Origin of the sequence: Microcoleus sp. S28C3 (assembly GCF_036700785.1) — a bacterium.
Classification (GTDB): domain Bacteria; phylum Cyanobacteriota; class Cyanobacteriia; order Cyanobacteriales; family Microcoleaceae; genus Microcoleus; species Microcoleus asticus.
Genome location: NZ_JAUBPO010000052.1, coordinates 1 through 24,729, shown reverse-complemented (window position 1 = coordinate 24,729; position 24,729 = coordinate 1). Strand labels below are relative to the sequence as shown.

Sequence of the window (24,729 nt, the reverse complement as noted above, 5' to 3'; positions counted from 1 at the left end):
CTTTGAGTAACTTCTTGTCCCCCCCTTCTTAAGGGGGGCTAGGGGGGATCGGGCTCGGGCCCAAGCGTATTGAGTTCAAATCCTCTGGAATATAAACAATGATTTCAGATAAATTTCGGCGCGAGTTGCGGGAAGAAGCCAAACTCTGGCAAGCAGAAGGACTCATCGACACTTCATTCTACCAACAACTTTCGGAACGCTACCAATTCAACACACTCGAAACCGCCTCCCGCAACCGATTCCTCAGCATTCTGATGAGTCTCGGCGGCATTCTCCTCGGTATAGGAGTCATCACCTTTGTAGCCGCCAACTGGCAAGTTTGGTCGCGAGAAGTGAGAGTCGCAATGCTGCTAAGTCTTTTCGTAGCAGTCAATGCAGCGGGTTTCTATCTGTGGCGAATTCCCCCATCCCGAAGCCAAAACTCCCATCCAAATATGCCCGCAACAAAAGGGCGAAACAAACTCCTAGGTGAAGGATTGTTGCTGTTAGGATCTCTGATTTTGGGAGCAAATATGGCATTGATGGCGCAAATGTTCCACATTGGCGGTTCTTCCTACGGACTTTTCCTGGCTTGGGGAATCGGCGTGCTCGGAATGGCTTACAGTTTGCGGTTGACTTCCTTGGGCGTTTTGTCCGCACTTTTGATCGGTTTGGGCTATGGGCTTGCCGTGTTAGATTGGTCTTCCAAAGTCGAGTTTTCTTGGCTGGAAGTTTTGGTGCGGCAAATGCCGATCGCAGCCAGTATAATGTTTGTGCCGCTGGCTTATTGGTGTCGATCGCGTGCTATTTTTGCCATAGGTGCGATCGCGATAATTTTTTCCCTACAAGTTTCAATTGCCCAAGGGTTAAATTCAACTTGGGGTGTTGCAATTTTTTGCGCCCTACCGCCCGCTTTGCTGTGGGGATACGACGATGCAATGTGGCCGAAGGTACACAGCAGGCTGTTTCAACCTACCGCCCGCAGTTTAGCACTGCTGTTTCTCGCCGGTTTGTTTTATCTTCTTTCTTTCTACGGGTTTTGGCAAGATTCGCCGAATCCTGCGCCAACCGATCCCGATTGGGTTTTGCTGGCAAATGTGGCTGTTTTGGGCGGTTTCACGGTGTTTGAATGGCTGCGTTTGGGACGTTTGGAACTCCGGCGGCCGAAACAAAAAAAAGTGAATTTGACCACAGGTGCGATCGGCATTTTAATCCTCGCCAGCGCCTTTATACCGCTTTTTCACCTGAGTTTTACTCCCATTCCTCAATTAGCGACTTTTCTGTTCAATGTTTTCTTGTTTTTGCTTGCTGTCGGCTTAATCCGAGAAGGTTTAGCTTTAGGAAACCGCCAGACTTTTTGGGGAGGCATGGTATTAATCACCCTGCAAATTATCAGCCGACTGTTTGAATACAATACAGGATTGTTGCTCAAATCTTTTGTCTTTGTTTTGTGCGGAATTGGCGTAATTGCTGCGGGTTTGTGGTTCGAGCGCCACTTCGCAAAAATCCCCGATGAATAGGAGCATTCTACTATAGTGCGATCGTCCCCCTTGCACTGCAATCGGAAGATTATTATTCCGATTCAAAGGTCAACGATATTATTCTGCGAACCAATTCCCAATTCCCAATATGAACACCGAAAAGCAAGATTTAACAGCTCAAAGTTCCGAAATAGCAGATACCAGCGCTAATCCCCCATCCTTCACCCTTCCTCGGGAGGCAAAACGCCTTCCCGCGTGGCGGCTGTGGGTTCCTTTGGTCCTGCAAATCGGACTAATTGCCGCCGTACCCGCCACCGCAGTTTACACTTTTATTACTGGCAAAACAGTTGTCCTGCAAACAGCACCAGTAGATCCTTACGATTTTCTGCGCGGATATTACCAAGTTTTGAGCTATGATATTTCCGATCGCACAAATCTCGAAAAACTCCCAGGCTGGAAAGATTTACCTGCGGAAAAAACACCTTGTCCGCCCGGGGTTGCTTGTCCGCAAAATACGCACAATCCCAAGCCACAAACCAGTTTTTATGTAATCTTAGAAGCGCCAAAAGCGGCGACTAATCCCGGCCGCCCCCAAGCTTGGAAACCCGTCCGCGTCAGTCTGGAAAATCCCGCCAATTTGCCCGCCAATCAAATCGCAATTAAGGGCAAATATAACAGTTGGCGGATGGAATACGGCTTAGAAACTTATTATATGCCAGAGGATGAAAGGGAAAAAGTCAATCAGGAGATTAGCGAAGCTCAAAGGAATCAGCGACAATCTTTTTTGGTAGAAGTAAAGGTTGACAAAACAGGCCATGCTGTGCCTGTGAGTTTGTGGGTGCGCGATCGCAATTATCGATTTTAGCCAATAAGGCCAAAAGGTCGATCGGTCTTTTAGCCTTGTTTTGAGTATTTTGGCTTAAGCATGGAGCGGAGGTTGGGCAATTCCCTACCATTCTCGAAGGCACGCGGGTTCGGGATAGCTTCGCTGGCGCGGACATTTCAATTGTCAACAACCCAGGAGAATCTATTAAGATATATAAGACTTGTGCAAATCTTGCCAATTCAAGGGCGCAAGTCATGACTCTACTGGAGCTTCTCATGTTAGCCGAGCTAATCTCTGCCAGACGCATACTCAAGACCAAACTCCTCGACTTTTTAGGACTTCCCGAAAATTGCCAAGATAAAACAGATCACCTCGTCAACCGAATTGTATCCGTGCTGGAAGTAAACCCAGCGGAACAAGAAAGATTTTGGGAGACATTCAAAAGTGAATTAGCCGTCGATCCGGTAGAAGTAGAAGCAATACTCAAGTGTTCGCCAGCAGAACGCCAGCAGTGGATTGAACAAGGCAAACTCCCTATTCTAGAATACCGCTCTTTCCGCAAATCAGGAATCCATTTAGAATATCCCGTTCACGAAAGAAGATTCATCTTAAGTTTAACGCCAACCGATATTAATAATTGGCGCCAAGAACCCAAAGGGCTGATTCAAAATAATCGCCCAACAGCCTCCCCAATCAATACAGAAAACCCCGCCGAAAACGAACAATCCCGAGTAGCTTTTAGTTCCGAGTGGGAAAAAATCATTTCCGACTGGAAAGAACAAGGTTCGGCGGAAATTTCAGCAACCTTCCAGCTAGCTTACTGGACAGTTTGGGCGTCGCGGTGGGCAAAAGAAAATCAGCTCAACAGCTTTAAAGCAATTAAATATAAGGAAGTCTACGAAACTCACCAGCAAGAATGGTATCAGCGAAAAAATCAAGCTGTCAAGTTACTGATTGAAATGCCCTACGCCATGCTTTACTTCTACCGTCCGGCGGATGCTGACAAATTATATCTCGAACTGTGCGAGGACCACGAGGAAATGATGAAAGATGGCTACTATTGGGATAAGTGGGATTTTTTCTATCAGAACCGCAAATTGGTAAATAAGTGCCGCGAATGCGTGTACTCCGAAACCAAAGATTATTACTCGCTTTACTACCTGGAAATCAAGAGCGACAAGTTCCCCGATTTTAGTTTTTCTTTCCACACGCCGTACACAATTGGCAGAAAATTTTTGCCGCATCCAGAAACGCTACCTTATGTAGAGCACGTAGAACAGGACGGCATTTTTCGCTTTGGCCGCCCGCTGCTGGAACAAGAGAAAGTTATTCACACAGAAAAGGATGTATTGCTCAAGTTTGAGGCGGCTTTGGCAGAAGCGAAAAAGTTTGTTTAGTTAGGAGTCATTAGTCATTAGTCATTAGTAGACTTATTGCAGATTTTTTGATTGATAGGGAAACTGCAGATAAACATAGATAAACGCAGATGCTTTTCCCCATTGTTTGTGTGTTTTGCAATCTTGTCTACTACTGACTAATGACTAATGACTTTTGAACTTGGATTATTTGAATGCTGTCGCCAGCATAAAGTTTTGGTTGCTGAGCTTCTTCGGAATTGTACGATCGCAATCCCACCTCTGCCAACAAACTCCCCAAGTCAGTTTCGAGCAACTTGCAAGCAGTTTCAGTCTCAAACAACCACAAAAATACAGCCAACCTTGGCCGAACTACCGGATTTGTGGGTCGATGGAAATCTACCAAAATGAATAGACCACCCGGCTTAAGCACCCGGTATACTTCCAGAAAGATTTCTCGCAACTGCGCCGATCGCATTTCGTGCATCGCAATGCTGCTGTGCACTCCTGTCAAACAGACTGTAGGGAAAAGGCATCGACTCAGCAAAAGCTTCTACATAATTGGCTGATGGTACATTTTTTCTTGCCCGTTGCAGAGATAATGGCGAAGCGTCAAGTCCTGTAAGAGCCTGGGAATATTGCACCAGAAACTGCGTAGTTTGACGGCTGCGGCTGCAAAGGTCTAAAACTTTAGTTTCCGCGCTGACGGTCAAATTTTGCAAGGCTAGTTGGCTCAAACGAGCCTCGCCGCCTGCGCTCAAATCAGCAAGACGCGCGATCGCATCGTAGAGCCACTGATACCGATAACTTAAATCTCTCAAAATTGTTGCCACAGTCAAAATTATGTATACCTTGCTATCGACTTAAGAGATTATTAAGTTATATGATAAAGATAAATAACAGAACTGAGACGATGGGAGAGCTGTAACCGCTATGGGTCGTGTGGGAGTATTGCTATTAAACTTGGGCGGGCCAGATCAAATCGAGGATGTCCGTCCTTTCCTGTTCAACTTGTTTGCTGACCCGGAAATCATTCGCATTCCGTTTCCGTGGATGCAAAAACCGCTCGCCTGGTTGATTTCGACCCTGCGTTTTCAGAAATCCCAGGAAAACTACCGCCAAATCGGGGGCGGCTCTCCTTTGCGGCGGATTACCGAGGAACAAGCCGCTTCGCTGCAAGAACTCTTGCAAAAAAAGGGACAGGATGCTCGAGTGTACGTGGGGATGCGCTACTGGCATCCTTTTACTGAAGAGGCGATCGCCAAAATTAAGCGCGATCGCATCGAACACTTGACAATCTTGCCGCTGTATCCTCAATTTTCCATCAGCACCAGCGGTTCTAGCTTCCGGCAGCTAGAAGAAATGTGGGGCAAAGATCCAGCCCTCAAAGATATAGAATATACCGCTGTTCCTTCTTGGTATCAGCGGCCGGGCTACATTCAGGCAATGTCGGAACTGATAGCCCAAGAACTAGACCACAATCCCGATCCCGATCGAGTTCACATCTTTTTTAGCGCCCACGGCGTCCCCCTCAGCTATGTAGAAGAGGCTGGAGACCCCTATCAGCGCGAGATCCAAGATTGCACTCGTCTGATTATGGAACATTTGAACCGATCGAACGAACACACTCTAGCTTATCAAAGTCGGGTTGGCCCGGTGGAATGGCTCAAGCCTTACACCGAAGACGCCATTACCGAATTGGCAGAAAATGGAGTGCAAGATTTGTTGGTAGTTCCGATTAGTTTCGTTTCCGAGCACATCGAGACTCTGCAAGAAATTGACATGGAGTATCGAGAATTAGCAGAAGAATCGGGGATTGAAAATTTCTACCGAGTGCCCGCCCTGAATACTCATCCGGTGTTTATTGAAGCCTTGGCCGATTTAGTCATCGAGTCGATCGAATCTCCCAGCGTTAAATTCTCTGATGTTATACGCCCTTCCAAGATAGTGAAAATGTACCCTCAAGAGCAGTGGGAGTGGGGTTTGACCACGGGGGCAGAAGTCTGGAACGGTCGTGTGGCGATGATTGGTTTTGTGGCACTATTGCTGGAGTTAATTACGGGTCAGGGCCCGCTACACTCGATCGGATTGCTTTAAATTGACAGTTGACAGTTGACAGTTGACTGTTGACAGTTGACTGTTGACCGCTGTTACAAATGACTAATGATATCAAATCCGTTGGGATCGGAATTATTCATCTCTCTGTTCTCTTCCTCAGCGCCCTCTGCGGTCTCTGCATTTAAATCATTCCGCAACAAATGTAAATGATATAACTAATCACAAATAACTAATCACTAACTAATCTGGATCGCGCTTGTGGCGGCGGGGATTTCCCCTATCGCCCGTTATTCCCTGACTTCTGTACCAGCGATACCACTCTTTAGAACTGCGAATTGCCAGCCACAGCAGCATCATAGCAACTAGCCCTCCCTGCCGCGGAGCGTCAAAGGCAAACAAAACCAAGGAAATGCACAGAACATCTTGGAGGAAAATCACCCAAATCGGCAAACCCCGCAGTCGGTAAAGCCATCCTGCTTGTACCAGTTGCAGCACTAAAGCCAACAAACCTCCGACAACACCAATAATCCACAGCATCCAAGGGTGAACAATAATTTCGTCGATCGAACTTACCTGAGCGATCGCAATTCCCATAATTGCTCCTACAATGGGACTGAAAATAATTTGCACAACTTGCAGTACCCGCTGTCCTACAAAGGTTTTAGAAGCAAATAATTCTAACAGCGACCAACTCACCAAGATGGTGATAGCCACTTGGGGGTGAACCCCCGACAATAGAGGTATTTCCGACCAAAGTTTATCAATCCGCAACAAACCAATTAACAGCAGGGGCAGGGCAATTCTCATACCCCCTGCCGCAGACCCAGAGAGTGCGGCTAGGAGTCCAACCATAATAATAATTCAGTTGATAACGTCAGCTAAAGCCTCGATCTATTTCAGAATTTAATTCCCCTGATGGCTGGCTGTGATTTGAGCGATCGAACTCAAATTGCGGCTTCAGCTTAAATATCACCTTCTATTGTAAGTGTATCTGCTTAATCGCTGCTTGACACTGCGATCTTGTCGATCGACACAAGGTAGAGAGCACTTATGTAGAAGGCACTTATGCAGAATTAAGGCGGGATTGTGATTAAATTAGAAAGTATCGCAAAAGCAGCAGGTAATCCGAAACAATTAAATTTAAGATGCCCGCTAAGCAAGAGCTTTCCGGCAAATTCTTCTCCTGTCTTCCCTCCAACCTCTTCCTTATTCCTTCTTCCTTCGTCTTATTATGTCTGATTCATTATTTGCCGATGCCAGTCGCCGATTAGAACGAGCCTTAAAATATGTGTCGCTTTCCGAGGATACGATCGAACGGCTGAAACACCCCAAATCCAGTTTAATTGTATCGATTCCCGTGCGGATGGACGACGGTTCCCTGCGAATTTTTCAAGGTTATCGGGTGCGCTACGACAATACCAGAGGCCCGTCTAAAGGAGGAGTTCGCTATCATCCGGGAGTATCCCTTGATGAAGTGCAATCCTTAGCATTTTGGATGACTTTTAAATGTGCAGTTTTGAACTTGCCTTTTGGAGGAGCCAAGGGCGGAATTACTCTCAATCCCAAGGAATTGTCCAAACTGGAATTGGAACGGTTGAGCCGGGGCTATGTCGATGCGATCGCAGATTTCATCGGCCCCGATGTCGATATTCCCGCGCCAGATGTCTACACCAATCCCATGATTATGGGTTGGATGATGGATCAGTACAATATTATTAAGCGGCAGCTTTCTCCAGCGGTTGTGACTGGTAAACCAGTGACAATTGGTGGTAGTTTGGGCAGAGATACGGCAACAGCAATGGGTGCTTTTTTTGTAGTACAAACTCTTCTACCCAAATTTGAGCTAACTCCTCAAGATACAACTGTAGCGGTACAAGGTTTTGGTAATGCCGGTGCAGAAATAGCAGAACTGCTCTGGAAAGCAGGTTACAAAGTTGTTGCTGTCAGCGATTCCCAAGGGGGAATTTATGCTAAACAAGGTCTGGACATCCCCAGTATTCGAGGCTTTAAAGACTCTAACAAAGGTATCAAAGCTATTTACTGCGAAGGTTCAGTTTGCAATATTATAGAACACGAAATCTTGACCAATGAGCAACTTTTAGCATTAGATGTAGACGTGCTAGTTCCTGCCGCTTTGGAGAATCAAATAACGGAAGCCAATGTTAATGATGTTAAGGCTAAGTTTATTTTTGAAGTAGCTAACGGCCCGATTGATTCTGCTGCGGATTTGGTTTTAGAAACGCGGGGAATTCACGTAATTCCTGATATTTTAGTCAATGCGGGAGGCGTAACGGTTAGTTATTTCGAGTGGGTGCAAAACCGCAGCGGACTTTATTGGACGCTGGAGGAAGTCAACGAACGGTTGAAGCATAAAATGGTCGAAGAAACAGAGGCAATTTGGAAAAAATCTCAAGAATTGTCAGTTTCCATGAGAACTGCTGCTTATGTGTACGGGTTAAATCGACTCGGAGAAGCGATGAATGCGAAGGGAACGCGGGATTATTACATAAACGGTTGAGGGAAGTGCGGTAAGATTGTGCGATCGTACAATCTTACCGCAGCTATTTGAAAAAAGTGCAGTCTACGAAACAACATGGCAAAACTTGGCTTTGAATAGGGGAATTTTAGGTTTGCACGCAGCAGTTTATTTGACCGCAACTTTGCTATTGCAGAAGCGGAAAGATATTTTTAAATAACGCAGAACATGGTTGTGTTCTCTTCGTCCCCCTCTGCTGGGAATTCGTATTGGTAAGGTAAATGCGATTTCCCAGCAGAGGGCAAAAGGGCAAAAGTGTAAAGTGCTAGGAAGTTCACGCAGCCACACAGACCACTCGAAAACCAAGGTCGTCGAAGCGATAGTCCGGCGCATAGTAGTTGCGAAAAGCCGAACGGCAATTCCTCGGAAAGAACTTCCACGAACCCCCGCGCAGCGGCCGATGATGAGATGTTTCACTTTCCCGGGAACTTCCGTCAGTCGGTGCGCCGTTATAGTTATCGTGCCATTTATCGCTGCACCACTCCCAAACATTCCCGTGCATATCGTACAATCCAAAGGCATTGGGGGGAAAACTTCCCACATCGGTTGTTTCTTCGCGATACAGTCCTGTGTGGGCTTCGGCGTATGGGGTTTTTGTGTAGTTGACTAATTCTGGGGTAATGGTTTCTCCAAAATGAAATGGCGTTGTTGTTCCCGCACGACAGGCGTATTCCCATTCTGCTTCACTCAGCAGGCGATATTTTTTACAGCTTTTTTGCGATAGTTTGTTACAGAATTCCACTGCGTCATTCCACGATACATTTTCTACAGGACGTTTTTCACCAAAGTAATAGGATGGGTTGTTTCCCATGACTGCTTCCCACTGTGCTTGGGCGATGGCGTATTTTCTTGCCCAAGATGGGTTGTTTCCCATGACTGCTTCCCACTGTGCTTGGGTGATGGCGTATTTTCCTGCATAAAAAGCGGGTACTGTTACTTGATGCTGCGGACTTTCGCTACCACGTCTATGTGCTTCGCTGTTGGGGGAACCCATCATAAATGTGCCACCGGGAATGTAAACCATTTCCAGTGCAATTGAGTTACCTAAGTCTTCAGGAAAAAAGCGAGCAAAGGACTTACTGCGACTGTTTTCTTTTCCTGTAACATCTACTGTGATGACCTCAAAGTCAAATGTAGGGAGATAGTCTTGGGGGAAATGTGGTTTGAGTTTTAAATCATCCCTATCTTTCAACAGTGAATAGGCAGCTAATTTCACCTGCATTGACTCATCTTGCAATCCTCTAATTATCAAATCTAAGCCTGCTTCTCCATATCTCAACGCTTCAGAGAGTGCGGCGATTCTAGCTTCGACAGCGGGCGAGGCTAAGCGGCTTTTAACGCCGGGAATGCCTCCAAGCACCGCAACATTGACAGGAATTGAATTTTGACCGCCGAGGACGGCATCGTATTCTCTAGGTTCCTTTTGATGGTTTGACATTGAACCTTAGCCTCTGCCTTTGAATTCAGCACAACTTTACTCTACGATAACCAAATGCGGCTTAAATATCCCCCTCATTTCTTAGTCCGCGCAGGTGGACATCGTTTGACAAGACGCGGTTTCAACCGCCGAATAATCAACGGATATAGTATATGGCCGGGGCGGGTTTACGAGATTATTGATTTTAGGCAATTATGGTTGGTGAACCCGCCCCTAATATTTTTGGTGAACCTGCACTTAAAGATAAAAAAAATCCCCCGTTTGGGGGATCTCATTCAACGCTATTACATAGCCTTAGTTTCCGGCATCAAACACTTATCGGAATCGCAGCCTGCCGGTCCCGAATCCATCATTTCACCCAAATCATAGCGACTCAGTGCCGCATGAAAAACATCTATTTGGCGACGCGCTAAAGTCTCTTCCACCATCTTGGTGTAAGTTTCCTTGCTCACTGGTTCAAAGGGCAGACGCGGGAAAGTTTCAAGAGCATCAAACCGAGCTAAAAGCGCTGCGGAAATGTAGCCTTCGTCGTCGCGAATGGCTTCATAAATCCGAGTGCCCAAACTTTCGACTTCATTTTCGCGCAGTTCAATCGTGGCCGAAGTGTTATGTCTGACATAGAACTTTTGCACCTGCATATAAAAGTCCATTTGTGCCGCAGCCGAGAATTTGTTGATGTCAATTTCATCAGCACCGGGTAAATCAGCCCAACTTACTGCAACAGGTATTTCTACCAGCCATTCTGTGCAGCGTTCATCGAAGGGATTGTTCAGCAAATTGCCGTTTTCATCCTTGTCAGATTGAGACGGAATCACGTTGTATCCGTAGTCGATGCAGGCGAGGGCTACGGGGTCGTTTTTGCCGAAAGTGATTCGGCGAATGAAACGCTGGGCTTTCGGCGGATGCCAGCCGGGAGAAGCACCTGTCAGCAGAGATTTAGTACCCGATGGTTGAACCGTTGTGCAGCGATTTGGGCGTTTTAAGGAATGGCGATCGCAATAATCCCAAACTACCCGATTGACAATCTCCCGCCAACCAGTCAAATACTCTTCTTCCCGCTGTTTAAAAGCGATTCCTTGCGGAGTTTGCGGGCGACCTTCCACCCACCAGCGCAGCCACTCCACGCCAAAAGCATGAACGAAGAAATCGAACAATCCGGTGAAAGATACGCCGACAATCGGGTCTAGTTCGCGGCTGTATTGATAGCGGGGTTCAAGAAATTTGTGATTGAGAAGTACCGCGACAGATAGAGCCGCCGCCTTGAAAGCTTCCTCCTGTTCTTTGAAATTGTAAGGGTCAATTTGATTGAGGTGAACCTCAGAAAGATTACAGTTTCCAGCTAGGGTATTGCCGAAAACTCCCTTATGAAACTCTGGTTCGTTGAAGCAGTAAGTATCGTGCAATCCTGGTAATTCTTCGACACTTCTGACCACTTGCCATTTACCTTTGTGTTTAGCATTCGTCCCTTTGCTCACATCTAACCGCTGACAAGGAATTTCACCACAGTCAGTAATTTGCAAGTAGTACAAATCCCGACTTCGGACACCGTAATTAGTAATTGACCCTTGATGAGCGCAAAGATTTAGCGACGAACGAATACCACATTTGGTCAAAAGTAACTGAACTCTGAAAGCGCGATCGCGGTCAGAAATATAAATTCTGATACCATTACTGTGGGTATTCGAGCCGTCAGTATCGGCTAATCCAGCAATAAAATGTAAAATTGCTTGCCGATTCCAGCTCGCAATTACATTTAGTGCTTCTGGGTTAACTTTCAAACTTTTCAGCAACTCTCCAGAAAAGCTCAAGTTAGTTACATCGGTAAAAGCAGGTAAATAGTCATAGCTTCTTTCTGGAGACTTATTTCCTGCTAATGATAATGCCATTTTGTGTTCGTAAAGTCGAACTTTCGCATTGTCATTTTTGTCGGTAGTTCCATCTCCTACAGCCACTCCCAAAGTGTAAGCATAACTTGAATCGATATTCAAGCCATCTTCATACTGAATTGTAAAAGGTTCAGTATGAATGCTATACCGACTTGTATCCATCAAGTCTTTGGTTTGAACTTCTCTGTAAACTTTACCAAAGCGATCCTTGACAAAAAAGCGATGATATTCTGTGGCATCCAGATAAGTACCATCACCAAACTTTACACGATAAAGTTTGCGTCGCCCGCCACAATTATCACTCGCTGTCTTAAATGGTGTGACGCAGCTCCATCTTTTACCATTCCAAATCTCAATTTCAGTTCCAAGAACGTCCTTTATTTTATGCAGTCCGTCTCTAGTAATTAGCAGAGTGTCGCCACTGACACAATGAAAATTAGAGCCGATGATTTCACCACACGGGTTTAAGCCCACACGGACTAACCGATGCTCTAACTCGCCAGCAGTCATGTTAGGATGGCGTTCCTGCAACCACTCTTTAGCTTTTCCTTCGTCGTAAGCTTTCAAAAACTCACTTCTAAGACTCGGTGTTGAAAGTAAATCAACGTTAGAGCGAGCTACAGCTTCGCCGGCCCATTGAATCGCACCTTCGCCGCTGTAATACTGTTTGCGGACAGCATCAATACATTCTTCTAGTGTAGGTTTGGTATGGAAAACTCGCGTATGGTTGGCCATCCGAAGGGCATCGCGTTCTGGATCTATTCTCCAGTTGCCGCTTGCATCTTGTTGCCACAAATTATTTTTAGCATTTGCCCCTAGTTCGTCATCAGAATCAAACTGACGCATTCCGGCCGATCTTCTAATGTTTCCCGCAACAATTGTCACCGCAGCTTCATCTATCAACACGCAGCATTCAACTGAATTTAACTGCCGCCCTAAAGCTTTATTCAAAATTGCGGCGCAGCGCTGATAAAGATCTGGCAATTTCACCGGATTTGCTACTCCCCCAAAACCTTTTAAAGGTTCTCCCACCGGGCGAACGTCGCTCAAATCGATGAATACTTGAATTTCTCCTGCAAATCTTTCATCTGTGGATAATTCCAGCAAAGTTTGATAGGAGTTTACCCAACCTTGGCGAGAATCTCCGACATAAATAGTTGCGGTTTTTTCTGCTATTTTTATTTCGGTTTCTTGACGGCGCGACTGGGCGGGTGTAGAGCCGATTTCGCCTTGCATGGTTAGGGTTAAGCGGTTGCGAATCGGCGGCAGTTGGTTGATATATTGTGGTTCCAAGACTGCCCCAGTGCCGCAGCCCATCATTGCCAAATCCATCAACAAACCAAAGGAACGCCAGTCGAGAATATTTGTTGAGGAGCAATTATATGCGCCGGAAAAATTCTCTGGTTGTTCAATCCATTTGCTGCCACCTACCCACAGCCAGCGGCCTGAAGCGAGGGTTTTGAGCTGGTTTTGCATCCGGTGCAGCAGTTGTGTTTCTTCGGGGGTGAGGTTTCCAAGCTTTTGCAGCCCCTTGACTGTTCTTGCGCACACTTCGGCCCAAGTCTCCCTTCCCGTCTCGGTACGGCGACTGTAAGTCCTGAAAAAAACTGGATTGGCTGCGGGTGCTGTTTCGGGGAAATCGGACAGGTTGCGTTTCTCGCTGGCACTCGATCGCTCTAATTCTCGAACCATAGGTTGTGTACTGACGTGTCGGAATAAATCAACAGACTACGAATATACAACAGGATTCAGATTTAGGGTAAAAGGTTAATATATTTGACAATTTGCACTAAATATGGGGCATATAACTCTACAAGCTCGATCGGGCTATCGCCTAAAAACTTGACCAAAAAACCCGATTTCTTCTTGAAACCGGGTGAAGCGCAAATGTTGTGAATTGTCAATCCTTTGTCAATAAAAACTCAATATTGGGTAACAGCGGGTCTTGAACAACCCCCACACCGTTAAATCCCCAACGTTCGAGTAGCTTTTTTACCTGAGAACCGGAAATCGATTCTACTCCGAATCGATCGGCAACATCAGCAGCGTGGGCGTTGAGATAACTCAAAGCGTCATAGTCTTCACTAAACATCAGCAGGTAACTCACTGCCGCATCTGGATTGGGATTCGCGGACAGATATTTGCCGTCACTGCGGGAACGTAGCAAGTAAAAAACTTGAGATAACATCTTATCTTGGTTGTCAAAATAATATGTTACCTCAAATTGGGAATTGGGAATTGCCCAAACGATTTTAGACTGACAATTTGAGATAGTAGAAAAGTTGAGTTTTTTTCAACTTTCTACCTAAAAACTACATAATTGATGCCTAAAATCAATCTAAAATGCCTGGGAATCTAGCAGTTAAATCAAAGTCAGTGCTAAGCCTTTAATCCCTCGCCCGTCACCAATTTGACCGACAATCGAAGCTTGACCGGTCGTCAAATTGATATTGTACAGGCTCGAAACTCCGCCAACCTCGATCGCAGCCAAAGCCGTCTCGTTACCGCCAACACTCCTGACATCAAAGCCGAGAACGGTACCAGCATCAATTCCCAAAGATCCGATCGTATTCAACACCCCATTATTCGGCGGATCTTGCCGCACCAGAACGTCTAAATTGGTGTCAATTGCAAACAGCCTTGTCGAAGTTGCGCCTGCAAAGTTATTCACATACGCAGCCCCCACACCCGCCGGAGGATTGCCAAAATTGCGATCGCCCGCAGCATAAGCCAAATTCCCGTCGAGTTGAATTCCCCCAGTCAGCGTGTCAAAATCGACAATTGCCCCGGTATCTGGGTTGAGGCGGGCGTTTTGACCGGCTTGATTGATAAACCGAATTCGATCGACTGTCGGATTGAAATCAAAACCCGCAGCCCCCGGAGTTAGGGGAACAGCAAACTGCCCGCTACCGACAGCAGTTGCAGCCCCAGTCACCGGATTGATGGCGTACAAGCGATTGCTAGAACCCACACCGTAAAGCACACCGTTAGCGGGGCGAAAATCAATCCCCAGCAAACTTTCTCCCTGCTGCAATCCCGTAACTGCTGCGTCGCTGAGAATCGCCCGCGGTGCCGCCTCATTAAAACCGACAATTGTTTCGGCGCCATTTCTGACAGTTAAAGCGTAAGCTGTAGGCAAAGGCAAAGCCAAACCGTTAATCTGTCTCCCGTCGGCAATTTGACCGACAAAGGAAGCTTGACCGCTACTTAAATTGATATTGTACAAGCCCGAAACGCCCCCAACTTCCAGTGCCGCCACTGCCACTTCGCGGCCGCCAATACTCCTGACATCAAAGCCGAGAACGCTAGTAGCATCAACTCCCAAAGATCCGATCGTATTCAACACTCCATTATTCGGCGGATCTTGTCGCACCAAAACATCCAAATCGCTGTCAATTACAAACAGCGTTGTCGAAGTTCCCCCTGCAAAGTTATTCACATACGCAGCCCCAGCAGCCCCTGGAGAACTTCCAAAATTGCGATCGCCCGCCCGGTAAGCCAAATTCCCGTCGAGTTGAATTCCCCCCGCCAGCGTGTCAGAATCGACAACTCCTCCCGTATCCGGGTTGAGGCGGGCGTTTTGATCGGCTTCATTGACAAACCGAATTCGATCGACCGTCGGATTGAAATCAAAACCCGCAGCCCCCGGAGTTAGGGGAACAGCAAACTCCCCGCTACCGACTGGACTGGCTTCCCCGGTTCTCGGATTGATAGTATACAAGCGATTGCTAGAACCCACACCGTAAAGCACACCGTTAGCCGGCCGATAATCAATTCCCAGCAAATTTTCTCCCGCTTGCAATCCTGTCACGGGGAAATCTGAGATCACACTTCCCGGATTGGAAAGACTAAAACCGACAATCCGATTAGCAGCAGTTAAAGCATAAGCCGTTGTCAGCGCTGGAGGCGGGGGATTGGGAACAACGCTGCCAATATTATTAGTGAAACTTGCCTGGTTAATCGCACTTTGTCTCACCCCTCTGAGAGTAGCGAGAAATTCTCCAGTCACTCGGTCTTGAATAACAGTATCGTTTCCAGCTTCCTGAATATTCAAATCGCTAAAACTAAGACCTCCCGCCAAACCGATTAAATCTGTACCGGCTGCAAAATCGGCGATCGCGTCAGCATTTGCGAAATTAGCACCGCCGCTGGTACGACCAGGATCTGCATCAGCATAGCGCCTCAAAACAAATAGGTCTGCCCCGTCTCCGCCTATCAGGACATCAGTATCTCGATCGCCCGACAAAACATCATTGCCGGAGTTTCCCGATATGGAATCGCTGCCTTTCCCGCCCACTAAAAAATCGTTACCTTCTCCGCCGTTAATAGTATCGTTCTCTAAATCTCCAAAAATCGAATCTTGACCTAAATTGCCCTCAATTAAATCGCTTTGCTTTCCTCCAAAAATGCTGTCATTACCGGAAATTCCCGCAATGGTGTCATTGCCCATCAAACCAAAAATTAGGTCATCTTCTGGAGTTCCTGCTAGCAAGTTTGCTTGTGCGGTGCCTCTAATTTCTGCCATGCTCTAATCACCCTCTAATTTTGATACTTTCGTGGCCTAACGGCGGCGGTATTCTCAGTCAAAATATCACAAATTCGCACTTTTAGGATAGTTTTTATTATTTTCGGCTTTAGGGGTGGGTTGCCATAAAACTATTACACGCAGCTAAAACGATATATAAACCTGCCCCCCGATTCAAATAAACCCACTCCTCAATACATATCACTTAGCCGTATTTTATAGTTTGGTGTGTAGCCAAGCGCGATCGCACCTCAACTGAAAACAGGCAAGCTGAAATTTTTAGCGGTGCGAACCTGTGAAACTTTGTACTGCGTTCATTAGTAATATACGCTGACTCTATAATTTTGGATCTGTACAGTCAGAAATTATTTTTCAAATTTAATCTTAAAGCCTGCGAAGGTGGGCTTTGTGTGTAGCAGCGACCACCAGCGCTCAATATAAAGTGGAGTATAAATGCGGAATTGGCATAATAAGTTAGTCGAACAGTCGTCTGAAGACGACTTAAGTTTTCAGGCAGGGGTTTAAGCCCCTGCCTGAATCGGAGTTTCACGTTTGATCCCTACCCCTGCTTTTTCAAGCTTTCAGCAGTGCTTTAGAAGCTGATTGCCCTGCGAGTCTCAGTTGCGATCGCAATTTGAGGTTCAACAACACCAAGACACTCCACTGACTGAGTATGGAGAACAAAATCGTACTTCCTGACGCTGTGAAAGACGAAGACCAAAAGCTAACAAATGTTGAAGACAACCAGAAAATAGGAGCTTTTTCTGGGGTTAGCAAGAGCATAGATAAAATCAGAGGCGGCAACAAGATAGCGCTACCGACAGTGCCTGCAGCCCAAATTTCCGGATTTCGGGTTTTTGTCAATAGGAATAGTTGGGTGATGGCTGCGTAAATTAGGATGAGATTCAGGGAGCAAATTACGTCCCAAAATTCTTTTGCCTCAATTTTTTGAAACAGCGTAAAAGGTGTTAAAATTATGACTGAGCTGAGGAGATTAATCGCAATCGCAACTACAGCAGGACTTTTTTCGCTCCAAATTAAATCGAGTAGCGGGTAGCGCCGCCACAACTTCTGACTGCTGGGAACGATTTGTTGACGATACCTCGCCCAATCGTACAAAGATTGTCTGTCAGATGTTAAAGCTGCAATTAAAGCTAAGAACATCAGCAAATTCAAGAGCAGTAAGGCGGCGAGACTACTGCCTGCTATGGGGTTTGATGGGAGTGCAAACCCTAAAATTATTGTCTGACAGCAGATAACTAGCAAATAACTTTGCCGCTTGCTCAAAACTGTAGCGCTGGGATTGGGAAAGCGGCGCTGCCATCCCTGCCACATCCAATAGGTTCCTGTACCACAAACCAAAAGAGACAAAGCAAGACCACTCGCAATATTTGTACCCACTGGCGAGTAAAACCATTGCAAATTGTCTAAAGATGCAACTAACCAATGGAAAGCATGATTTGGATTAACAACAACTCCAAAAAGGAGATATCTCAGGATAGAAATGGGAGACAAAAATGTTAGCAAATCCCAAGCAGTTCGCGTTAATTGGATCACAGACATCACAAACACAACAAAAACCGTAGCGCTAGCCAACCAAGGTTGAAATCCTCCCAACCAACTGGTTGTCAATCCAAATAGCATCGCAGCGCTGTAAAATAAAGCACAGCTAGCTGCAACCGCTGTGTAGAAACATAAAATTTCATTCACAGGTATTTGAGCAGCTAATCCAGCGTACAAGTGCAGCGGTACGGTCAGAATTGCTGCAAGATACAGTAAAATTGGGACGCCCAGAATTTTGCCGAGAAAAATTGTTTTGGCAGACTGGGGACTGAGGCGAATAAAGTTGAGCGTGCCGCGGCGTTCCTCCTTGTCTAAGTCGCTGACAAGCATATAAGTCCCTGCTACTAATAAAGCTAACACGCTCAATATGCTCAGCCAAATGAATATCTCCAGCCACCACTGCGGCCAGTTAATGGCAAAGTTGCCCAAGGCATCTCTGACGCACTTTGTCTCATAGGAATTGGCATTATCTAAAGTGCAAAATCTGTGATAGATGGGGTTAGTGTACTCCCCATTAGCAGGGGGAACGGGTATCTGGGCGCTGAAATACATCAATAGCAGCAGTTGACCGCTTAGGGAAAGGGCAGAGGCGATCGCCATATTGCCAGTATTCAAGCGGCCTTTGATTTCTCGAAATAACTGGGGATTCCAGTTGCCTATTTTGTCTAGTAAGTGGAGTGTCATTGGTTATTGGTGATGAGGAATGGGTGACGACTCAGTTATAACTCACTGTTTATTCTGGTAAACAGGGAACGAGCAAATTAAGATGCTTGCTGGTGTCCCATCTTGAGGAAGATGGTTTCTAAGTCTTCTTGAGTGCAGTGGAATTCGGTTAGGGGAATGTTGGCCGCGACGAGTTCGCGTAATAAATTTGCCGCATCTTCCGGGCTTCCTGAAAAATCAACGCACACCTGCTGAGTTTCCGGGATTATTGCCCAATTTTCCACCCAAGGAAAGTTTTTTAATTCCGATGTTAGCGCTTCTAATTTATTTCCTACAACCGACATAAAAATTTGCTGGCGGCTGAGGCGTTTGTAAAGTTCTTGTAAGGGTGCGCTTTCGACCAGATATCCGAGTTCCATGATACCCACCCAGCTACAAAGTTCGGCTAAGTCGCTGAGGACGTGAGATGATATGACTACGGTCATGCCGGCTTCTTGCAAAGCTTTGATAATTTCGCGGAACTGCATTCGGGCGATCGGATCTAAGCCAGAAACGGGTTCGTCTAACAACAACAATAGCGGTTCGTGGATAATAGTTCTCCCCAAACTCAGGCGCTGTTTCATCCCCCGCGACAGGGTGGAAATTAAGCTGTTGCGCTTGTTGGTTAGTTGCACGAGTTCTAACACGGAGTTGATTCGCTCTCGGCGGCGCGGTTGCTGGAGGTTGTAGAGTCGGGCAAAATAGTCTAAATAATCCCAAACAGTCAAGTCGTTGTAGAGGGGAAAGTCGTCGGGAAGAAAGCCGATGCGCTGTTTGAGAATCGGGTGCGATCGATCGCGCAACAACCTATCTCCATTGATGTAAATTTCCCCTGTAGTCGGTTCCTCAGCCGCCGCCAACATCCGCAGCAAAGTAGTTTTGCCGGCACCGTTGGGGCCGATGAGTCCGCATACTTCGCCGGCTGCTACTTGTAAATCGATGTCATTGAGGGCTATATGGCGATCAAATTGTTTCGTCAGCCCGCGAGTTTCTATTGCTAGTTGTTTTGCCATGTTTGGAGGGTGAATGAAGTTTTATTGGTGCATTCCTGGCATGGAAATAGAAGTGTACAACTAGCCTAGCTCGTTCTTCCAGGAATTGTCATCTCGTTTCTGAAATTAAAACAAAGACATTATCGATCGCTGAAATCCTTGCTAATATTAACTCTTCCTTCTTCCTTCTTCCCTCTTCCTTCTTCCTTCTGCTATATCAAGTCTGCACGGAAAATTCCTCTGGATCGATATCCCAATTTGCCCAGCGAATTGCCTCCCTAGCTGATGTCAGGTTAGGCGGCACTCTCAAAGCGTGAATGAATCCCGTACTCGGACAAGTCATTTTTAACAAATAAATCAGCTCGACATCGGCATTATCTATTGTTAATAGTGCATATTCCTGCCAACTATCTATTTGTTTTGCTTGCAACTCTTGACAAATGCGATCGTAACCAATTCCTTGAATTAACACTCGCCTCAGTTCGGCATTGTCTTCTGTTAAAAGCCATTGGGATTGCCATTGATTTGGGTGGACTTGACCGTATTTTTCAGGCAATCTGACGCCGTGATAATAGTAAAAATTCCATCCATCCGCAAACTCGATCGCAGGTTCTGCTTCAGCGTGCAAGCGGTTTTGACTCTCAAAGCGAAGATGGCGGGGGCGATCGCACACCAGGCAAATCTTTTCAAAGGGAAATATCAAACCGCAATGCTCGAAAAGCAGCTTTTGGCAGCGAAATATTTCTTGTGCCTTTTGGGAAAGATTGATGCCTAATGAAGATATATACCATTGGGTCAAATAGATTTCCTTAAACAAAGTCGTGGGAGTTTTAGGGTATTCCAGACCCTCCAAATAATCGGGAAAAACCTTCCCCACCGTTCGTTCCGATCGCACATAGCTGTCAACAAATTCGTTCATTAGCGAACTCAGTGTGCTGTCTGCTTCGGGCTCCATCGTCATGCAAGAGAGCTCATACTTCCACACCGCCGGACTTGCAAATTCTCCCACAGGGGACCTCCATTTGTGGTCTAGATTTTTCCCCAATCTATTGCTGTATTCGTCTGAGCAGTTTTGTGAATGGTCGCCTTTGAGCCTGTCGAAGATTTGGAGATAAGCGTCGCGGGGACTGCTGCAAATAATAACGGAGGGTTCTTCTAGACCAATAGCGGCATAGGCAACTTTGATGGCTTTTGTGGCTTTTTGACCATCAATTGGCCCAGTTGAGAGAGTAAGACGTTTCTGTGCCAGTTCGCCTAACACGCACATAGCGGTAATGTGATTGTAGTGGAGAACCAGTTCTGTCAGATTGGTGAGCTCGCGCAAGGCGCTGATATCGGTAATTTGATTTTCGCCCAGATCCAGTTCTGTCAGATTGGTGAGCTCACGCAAGGCGCTGATGTCGGTAATTTGATTGCCGTACAGATACAGTTCTGTCAGATTGGTGAGCGAGCCGAGGAAGCTGATGTCGGTAATTTGATTGTCGCCCAGACCCAGTGTTGTCAGATTGGTGAGCGAGCCGAGGAAGCTGATGTCGGTAATTCTATTGTCGTTGAGAGACAGTGTTGTCAGATTGGTGAGCGAGCCGAGGGAGCTGAAGTCGGTAATTGGACTGTAGCCGAGACCCAGTGTTGTCAGATTGGTGAGCGAGCCGAGGAAGCTGATGTCGAGAATGTGATTGCCACCCAGCTCCAGTGTTGTCAGATTGGTGAGCGAGCCGAGGAAGCTGATGTCGGTAATTTGATTGATGTCGAGATCCAGTGTTGTCAGATTGGTGAGCTCACGCAAGGCGCTGATGTCGGTAATTTTATTGTCGTTGAGATACAGTGTGGTCAGATTGGTGAGCGAGCCGAGGAAGCTGATGTCGGTAATTCTATTGTAGTGGAGATCCAGTGTTGTCAGATTGGTGAGCGAGCCGAGGAAGCTGAAGTCGGTAATTTCATTGCCGCGCAGAGACAGTGTTGTCAGATTGGTGAGCGAGCCGAGGAAGCTGATGTCGGTAATGTGATTGTCGCGCAGAGACAGTGTGGTCAGATTGGTGAGCGAGCCGAGGAAGCTGAAGTCGGTAATTTGATTTCTGCCCAGATCCAGTGTGGTCAGATTGGTGAGCGAGCCGAGGAAGCTGATGTCGGTAATGTGATTGTAGTCCAGAGACAGTGTGGTCAGATTGGTGAGCGAGCCGAGCGAGCTGAAGTCGGTAATTTGATTGCTGCACAGATCCAGTGTGGTCAGATTGGTGAGCGAGCCGAGGAAGCTGAAGTCGGTAATTTTATTGTAGCCCAGATCCAGTGTGGTCAGATTGGTGAGCGAGCCGAGGACGCTGATGTCGGTAATTGGATTGCTGCGCAGAGACAGTGTTGTCAGATTGGTGAGCGAGCCGAGGACGCTGATGTCGGTAATTTCATTGTGGCCGAGATCCAGTTCTGTCATGCTTGAAAGTATCTGCTGGGCTGCTTGTGGGTCATAAGTGCCAGCCTTTTTTAACAACACTTTAACTGTTTGCCTTGCCGATTTTGAAAGACTGTCAATATGCCTGCACCAGTCGGCAAAGCGGCTAAAACTAATTGATTCGTTTGGTTGTTCTTCTGACATTAAACACTCCGAGAGTACAAAATTAATTATTTCTATACAGCTTTACTAAATTGTTGGCGGGTGGGAATCTGAATTATGAACTCAGTTCCTTGCCCGATCGTAGAAAAACACTTGAGCTTACCACGATGTTTTTCCGTGATGATTTGATAACTTATGGACATCCCCATGCCTGTCCCTTTTCCCACAGGCTTGGTGGTAAAGAACGGATCGAAAATGCGTTGCTGAATCTGTTCGGACATACCAACACCGTTGTCAGCGATCGCAATTTCTACCCAATCAGCTTCGATCGGTGACGTGCGAATTCTAATCTGCCCCGGATTAGCTTGGAGTTGTGCATAGGTTTTCCCGCTACTGCTTTCTTCGAGCGCATCGATCGCATTTGCCAGAATATTCATCACCACCTGGTTCAGTTGTCCGGGGTAGCACTCAACGTGGTGTAGGAGGCTGTAGTCCTTAGTGACTTTAATCTCTGGGTAATCGGCTCTGGCTTTGAGGCGATTTCCCAAAATCAGGAGGGTGCTGTCAATCCCTGCGTGAATATCGACAGTTTTAAAGTCAGCTTCATCAAGACGGGAAAAGTTGCGTAATGACAGCACGATCTGACGAATGCGATCGGTGCCAATCTCCATCGAATTCAGGGTTTTCGGTAGGTCTTTCTGCAAAAATTCTAAATCGATGTCATCCACCATAGCTTGAAGATCTGGAGACGTATTAGGATTCTCCTGCTGGTAAAGTTCAATCAGATCCATCAGATTTTGCGTGTACTCCCGCAAATGGGTCAGATTGCCGTGGATGAAATTAACGGGGTTATTGATTTCATGGGCGACCCCTGCCACTAATTGCCCTAAACTTGACATTTTTTCTGCCTGCACGAGTTGCGTTTGGGTCTGTTGCAACTCCAGCAGCGTGCGTTCGACTTGCTCTCGGGCTTCAGTAATGGCAGCAATTTGAGGCAAACTGGTCCAACAGGCGATCGCCACTCCCACGAAGGCAACCGTCACTAACAAAATGCTAAACAACGCCACATATTGCCCCACACCCACCCGCTCTAAACCCGCTCTCACCCACCAGCCAATACTCAGCGCACTGCACACTAAACCAATTAAGATCGTGACCTGAAATGCCAACCAATCTGTTTTGCTGGTATCGGGTTGCTGGTGATACCGTTGCATCCACCCATCAGGATGGAACAGGGGGACGTTCAGGCGCGGTAATTGAGTGCCTGCCACGCCAATCAGCCAAGGTAGCAGTAAGCCAATGGCTAAGTCCTGCCAGCTCCATGCCCACCCACCCACTACTAAAACAGCCGCTTCAAGGCCAAAGAAGCCCAGCGACCACCAGGGCCACCTGGTTTCTGGTCGTCGCCGACTGACCCACTCGCCTAAGTGAATTGCCATCATCGAACTCAGGTAGCCGGTGCCCCCCACCATCACAACCCGTGCGACATCGCCCCACCACAGGCAAATGAGACTCAGCCCGAGGGTGGAAATCAAACTGGGTTCGAGCACTCCCCGGCGAGACAGCACGGCAAACACGGGTGGTAAGTAGCCATCTTTGGCTAACTGATACAAAATCCGGGGACTGTTAGAAACAGCAGTCGCAGAGCTGAGGAGACATCCTGACGCAATCAGAAAGGTGACGAGGGCGGGGGCGAATGTGCCCCAGAAGGGTTGGGTTGTTGCCACTAGATTGAGGTAGGCGCTATCCCCTAAGCCGGGATCTGTGGCTAACCGCATCAAAACCCACGATCCGCCGAGATAGACGATCGGAAGCAATCCCGTCGTCACTTGCAAGCACCGTAGGGTAACGCTGGGTTGGCGGCTATCTGCCACAAATGAAGAAGCCGTTTCGCCGCCATAAACCGCATAAACGGCGATAAAGAACCATTTCATCCAATCGATCGGAGAAACGCCTGCTCCCAGCTCGGGCAGCACCCCAGGGCTAGCGGGAGCAAAACTTAACCAAGCCATGCCTTGGATACAGAAGGTGAGAAGAAACCCGATCGCTGGAAATATAAAGAAAGAGTGCAAAATACCTAGCGTGCGAGTTCCACTAAAAGCAACGATGAACGGCAGCACTGTAAACCCAATTCTGAATAGGATCTCTGGACAGGTAATCCCCAGTGGCGTCAGATTCGCTTTGATTAAATCGGTCAGAACGATCGCATTCATGGCTGGCACAGACGCCCAGCCGAACATATAACCAATCGCCCCATAGCGAGCCAAGTTTGGCAACCGGTGGAGCAAGCGGGTCGTATAGTTTGGGGTGCCTCCAGCTACCTCTGGGAAGTAAGTCCCTAACCGCTTAACTTGCAGGTTGAGCATCATGCTAATGATTGTTCCCGGCAACCAAACCCAGATCGCCTGCGGACCTAGTGCGGCATTCATCGCAGGCGCAGTCCCTAACCATAAAAGCAACCCACTAAAGCCAAACCCCCAGGTTTCTTGTGAAGAAAGACTCTGAGGCAAGGGAGGTATTGAAACCGGATTGCGATTCATGATTCTCGTAGAAAGAGGACTAATGTAGATTCAAGTTTTCCCTGAAGTCACTGACTGTTTCATTCGCTACCAAAAAAATTAGTTCATCAACCACTTCTCTGGGATCTTCTTTCTACTCTATACTCTCTAAATTATAAAGATTTGAAATTCTTCACAGTCCTGAAGCCTTGTGAAGGATTGAAATGACAAAAAATCATTCTCACTGCGTAAGTCCTGACTGAGTTACAGCAGATTGCAGGTAAATAGAGTACACTTAAAATAAGTATAGCAGTAGCAGTAATGAAACCATTACCAATCGAA

Annotated in this window: 14 protein-coding genes and 3 pseudogenes; 6 read left to right on the top strand and 11 right to left on the bottom strand. The window is 46.9% G+C overall.

What is annotated here, in order from left to right; translation table 11 throughout:
• The first annotated feature begins 98 nt into the window (after positions 1–98).
• The 3 genes from QUA13_RS16710 (at position 99) to QUA13_RS16700 (ending at position 3,683) form a co-directional block, all read left to right on the top strand.
• Complete coding sequence (locus tag QUA13_RS16710; RefSeq protein ID WP_333200211.1) at positions 99–1,499, top strand: DUF2157 domain-containing protein; 1,401 nt, start codon at positions 99–101, stop codon at positions 1,497–1,499.
• Between the two features lie 109 nt (positions 1,500–1,608).
• The gene (locus tag QUA13_RS16705) at positions 1,609–2,325 is read left to right on the top strand and encodes a GDYXXLXY domain-containing protein (RefSeq protein ID WP_333200209.1); all 717 of its coding nucleotides are present in this window, start codon (positions 1,609–1,611) and stop codon (positions 2,323–2,325) included.
• Between the two features lie 215 nt (positions 2,326–2,540).
• On the top strand, positions 2,541–3,683 hold the full coding sequence (locus QUA13_RS16700; RefSeq protein WP_333200207.1) for a hypothetical protein: 1,143 nt from the start codon (positions 2,541–2,543) through the stop codon (positions 3,681–3,683).
• A gap of 130 nt (positions 3,684–3,813) precedes the next feature.
• Here QUA13_RS16700 and QUA13_RS16695 read toward each other — a convergent pair.
• Positions 3,814–4,474 (bottom strand): annotated as a pseudogene (locus QUA13_RS16695) (class I SAM-dependent methyltransferase).
• 100 nt (positions 4,475–4,574) lie between these two features.
• Between QUA13_RS16695 and hemH the strand changes: the two are divergent.
• Positions 4,575–5,738: a ferrochelatase gene (gene hemH / locus QUA13_RS16690; protein WP_333200205.1), complete on the top strand. Its 1,164-nt coding sequence runs from the start codon at positions 4,575–4,577 to the stop codon at positions 5,736–5,738.
• A 201-nt stretch (positions 5,739–5,939) separates the two neighbouring features.
• On the opposite strand, the gene QUA13_RS16685 is transcribed toward hemH, so the two are convergent.
• Positions 5,940–6,551 (bottom strand): DUF4126 domain-containing protein, encoded by a 612-nt coding sequence (locus tag QUA13_RS16685; RefSeq protein ID WP_172192268.1) that lies wholly within the window; start codon positions 6,549–6,551, stop codon positions 5,940–5,942.
• A gap of 379 nt (positions 6,552–6,930) precedes the next feature.
• Between QUA13_RS16685 and QUA13_RS16680 the strand changes: the two genes are divergently transcribed.
• On the top strand, positions 6,931–8,217 hold the full coding sequence (locus tag QUA13_RS16680; protein WP_333200202.1) for a Glu/Leu/Phe/Val dehydrogenase: 1,287 nt from the start codon (positions 6,931–6,933) through the stop codon (positions 8,215–8,217).
• Positions 8,218–8,233: 16 nt separating this feature from the next.
• The gene (locus tag QUA13_RS16675; protein ID WP_333200200.1) at positions 8,234–8,395 is read left to right on the top strand and encodes a hypothetical protein; all 162 of its coding nucleotides are present in this window, start codon (positions 8,234–8,236) and stop codon (positions 8,393–8,395) included.
• 114 nt (positions 8,396–8,509) lie between these two features.
• On the opposite strand, the gene QUA13_RS16670 is transcribed toward QUA13_RS16675, so the two are convergent.
• From QUA13_RS16670 to QUA13_RS16635, 9 genes and pseudogenes are all read right to left on the bottom strand, one after another.
• The gene (locus QUA13_RS16670; RefSeq protein WP_333200198.1) at positions 8,510–9,673 is read right to left on the bottom strand and encodes a formylglycine-generating enzyme family protein; all 1,164 of its coding nucleotides are present in this window, start codon (positions 9,671–9,673) and stop codon (positions 8,510–8,512) included.
• Positions 9,674–9,957: 284 nt separating this feature from the next.
• Positions 9,958–13,251 (bottom strand): ribonucleoside-triphosphate reductase, adenosylcobalamin-dependent, encoded by a 3,294-nt coding sequence (gene nrdJ, locus QUA13_RS16665; RefSeq protein ID WP_333200196.1) that lies wholly within the window; start codon positions 13,249–13,251, stop codon positions 9,958–9,960.
• Positions 13,252–13,459: 208 nt separating this feature from the next.
• Positions 13,460–13,747, bottom strand: coding sequence for a hypothetical protein (locus QUA13_RS16660; protein ID WP_172192262.1), 288 nt, complete (start codon positions 13,745–13,747; stop codon positions 13,460–13,462).
• 174 nt (positions 13,748–13,921) lie between these two features.
• Entirely contained in the window at positions 13,922–16,084 is a 2,163-nt protein-coding gene (locus QUA13_RS16655; RefSeq protein ID WP_333200194.1) for a DUF4394 domain-containing protein, read from the bottom strand.
• 573 nt (positions 16,085–16,657) lie between these two features.
• The gene (locus QUA13_RS16650) at positions 16,658–18,331 is read right to left on the bottom strand and encodes a hypothetical protein (RefSeq protein WP_333200192.1); all 1,674 of its coding nucleotides are present in this window, start codon (positions 18,329–18,331) and stop codon (positions 16,658–16,660) included.
• 77 nt (positions 18,332–18,408) lie between these two features.
• Positions 18,409–19,362 carry an ABC transporter ATP-binding protein gene (locus QUA13_RS16645; RefSeq protein ID WP_333200190.1) on the bottom strand — a complete coding sequence of 318 codons (954 nt, stop codon included), beginning with the start codon at positions 19,360–19,362 and terminating at the stop codon, positions 18,409–18,411.
• A 196-nt stretch (positions 19,363–19,558) separates the two neighbouring features.
• Positions 19,559–20,122, bottom strand: a pseudogene (locus QUA13_RS32800) (DUF6745 domain-containing protein); the annotation flags it as partial.
• Between the two features lie 498 nt (positions 20,123–20,620).
• Positions 20,621–21,769: pseudogene (locus tag QUA13_RS32795) on the bottom strand (leucine-rich repeat domain-containing protein); the annotation flags it as partial.
• 194 nt (positions 21,770–21,963) lie between these two features.
• Positions 21,964–24,429 (bottom strand): amino acid permease, encoded by a 2,466-nt coding sequence (locus QUA13_RS16635; protein ID WP_333200185.1) that lies wholly within the window; start codon positions 24,427–24,429, stop codon positions 21,964–21,966.
• Positions 24,430–24,729 lie beyond the last annotated feature (300 nt).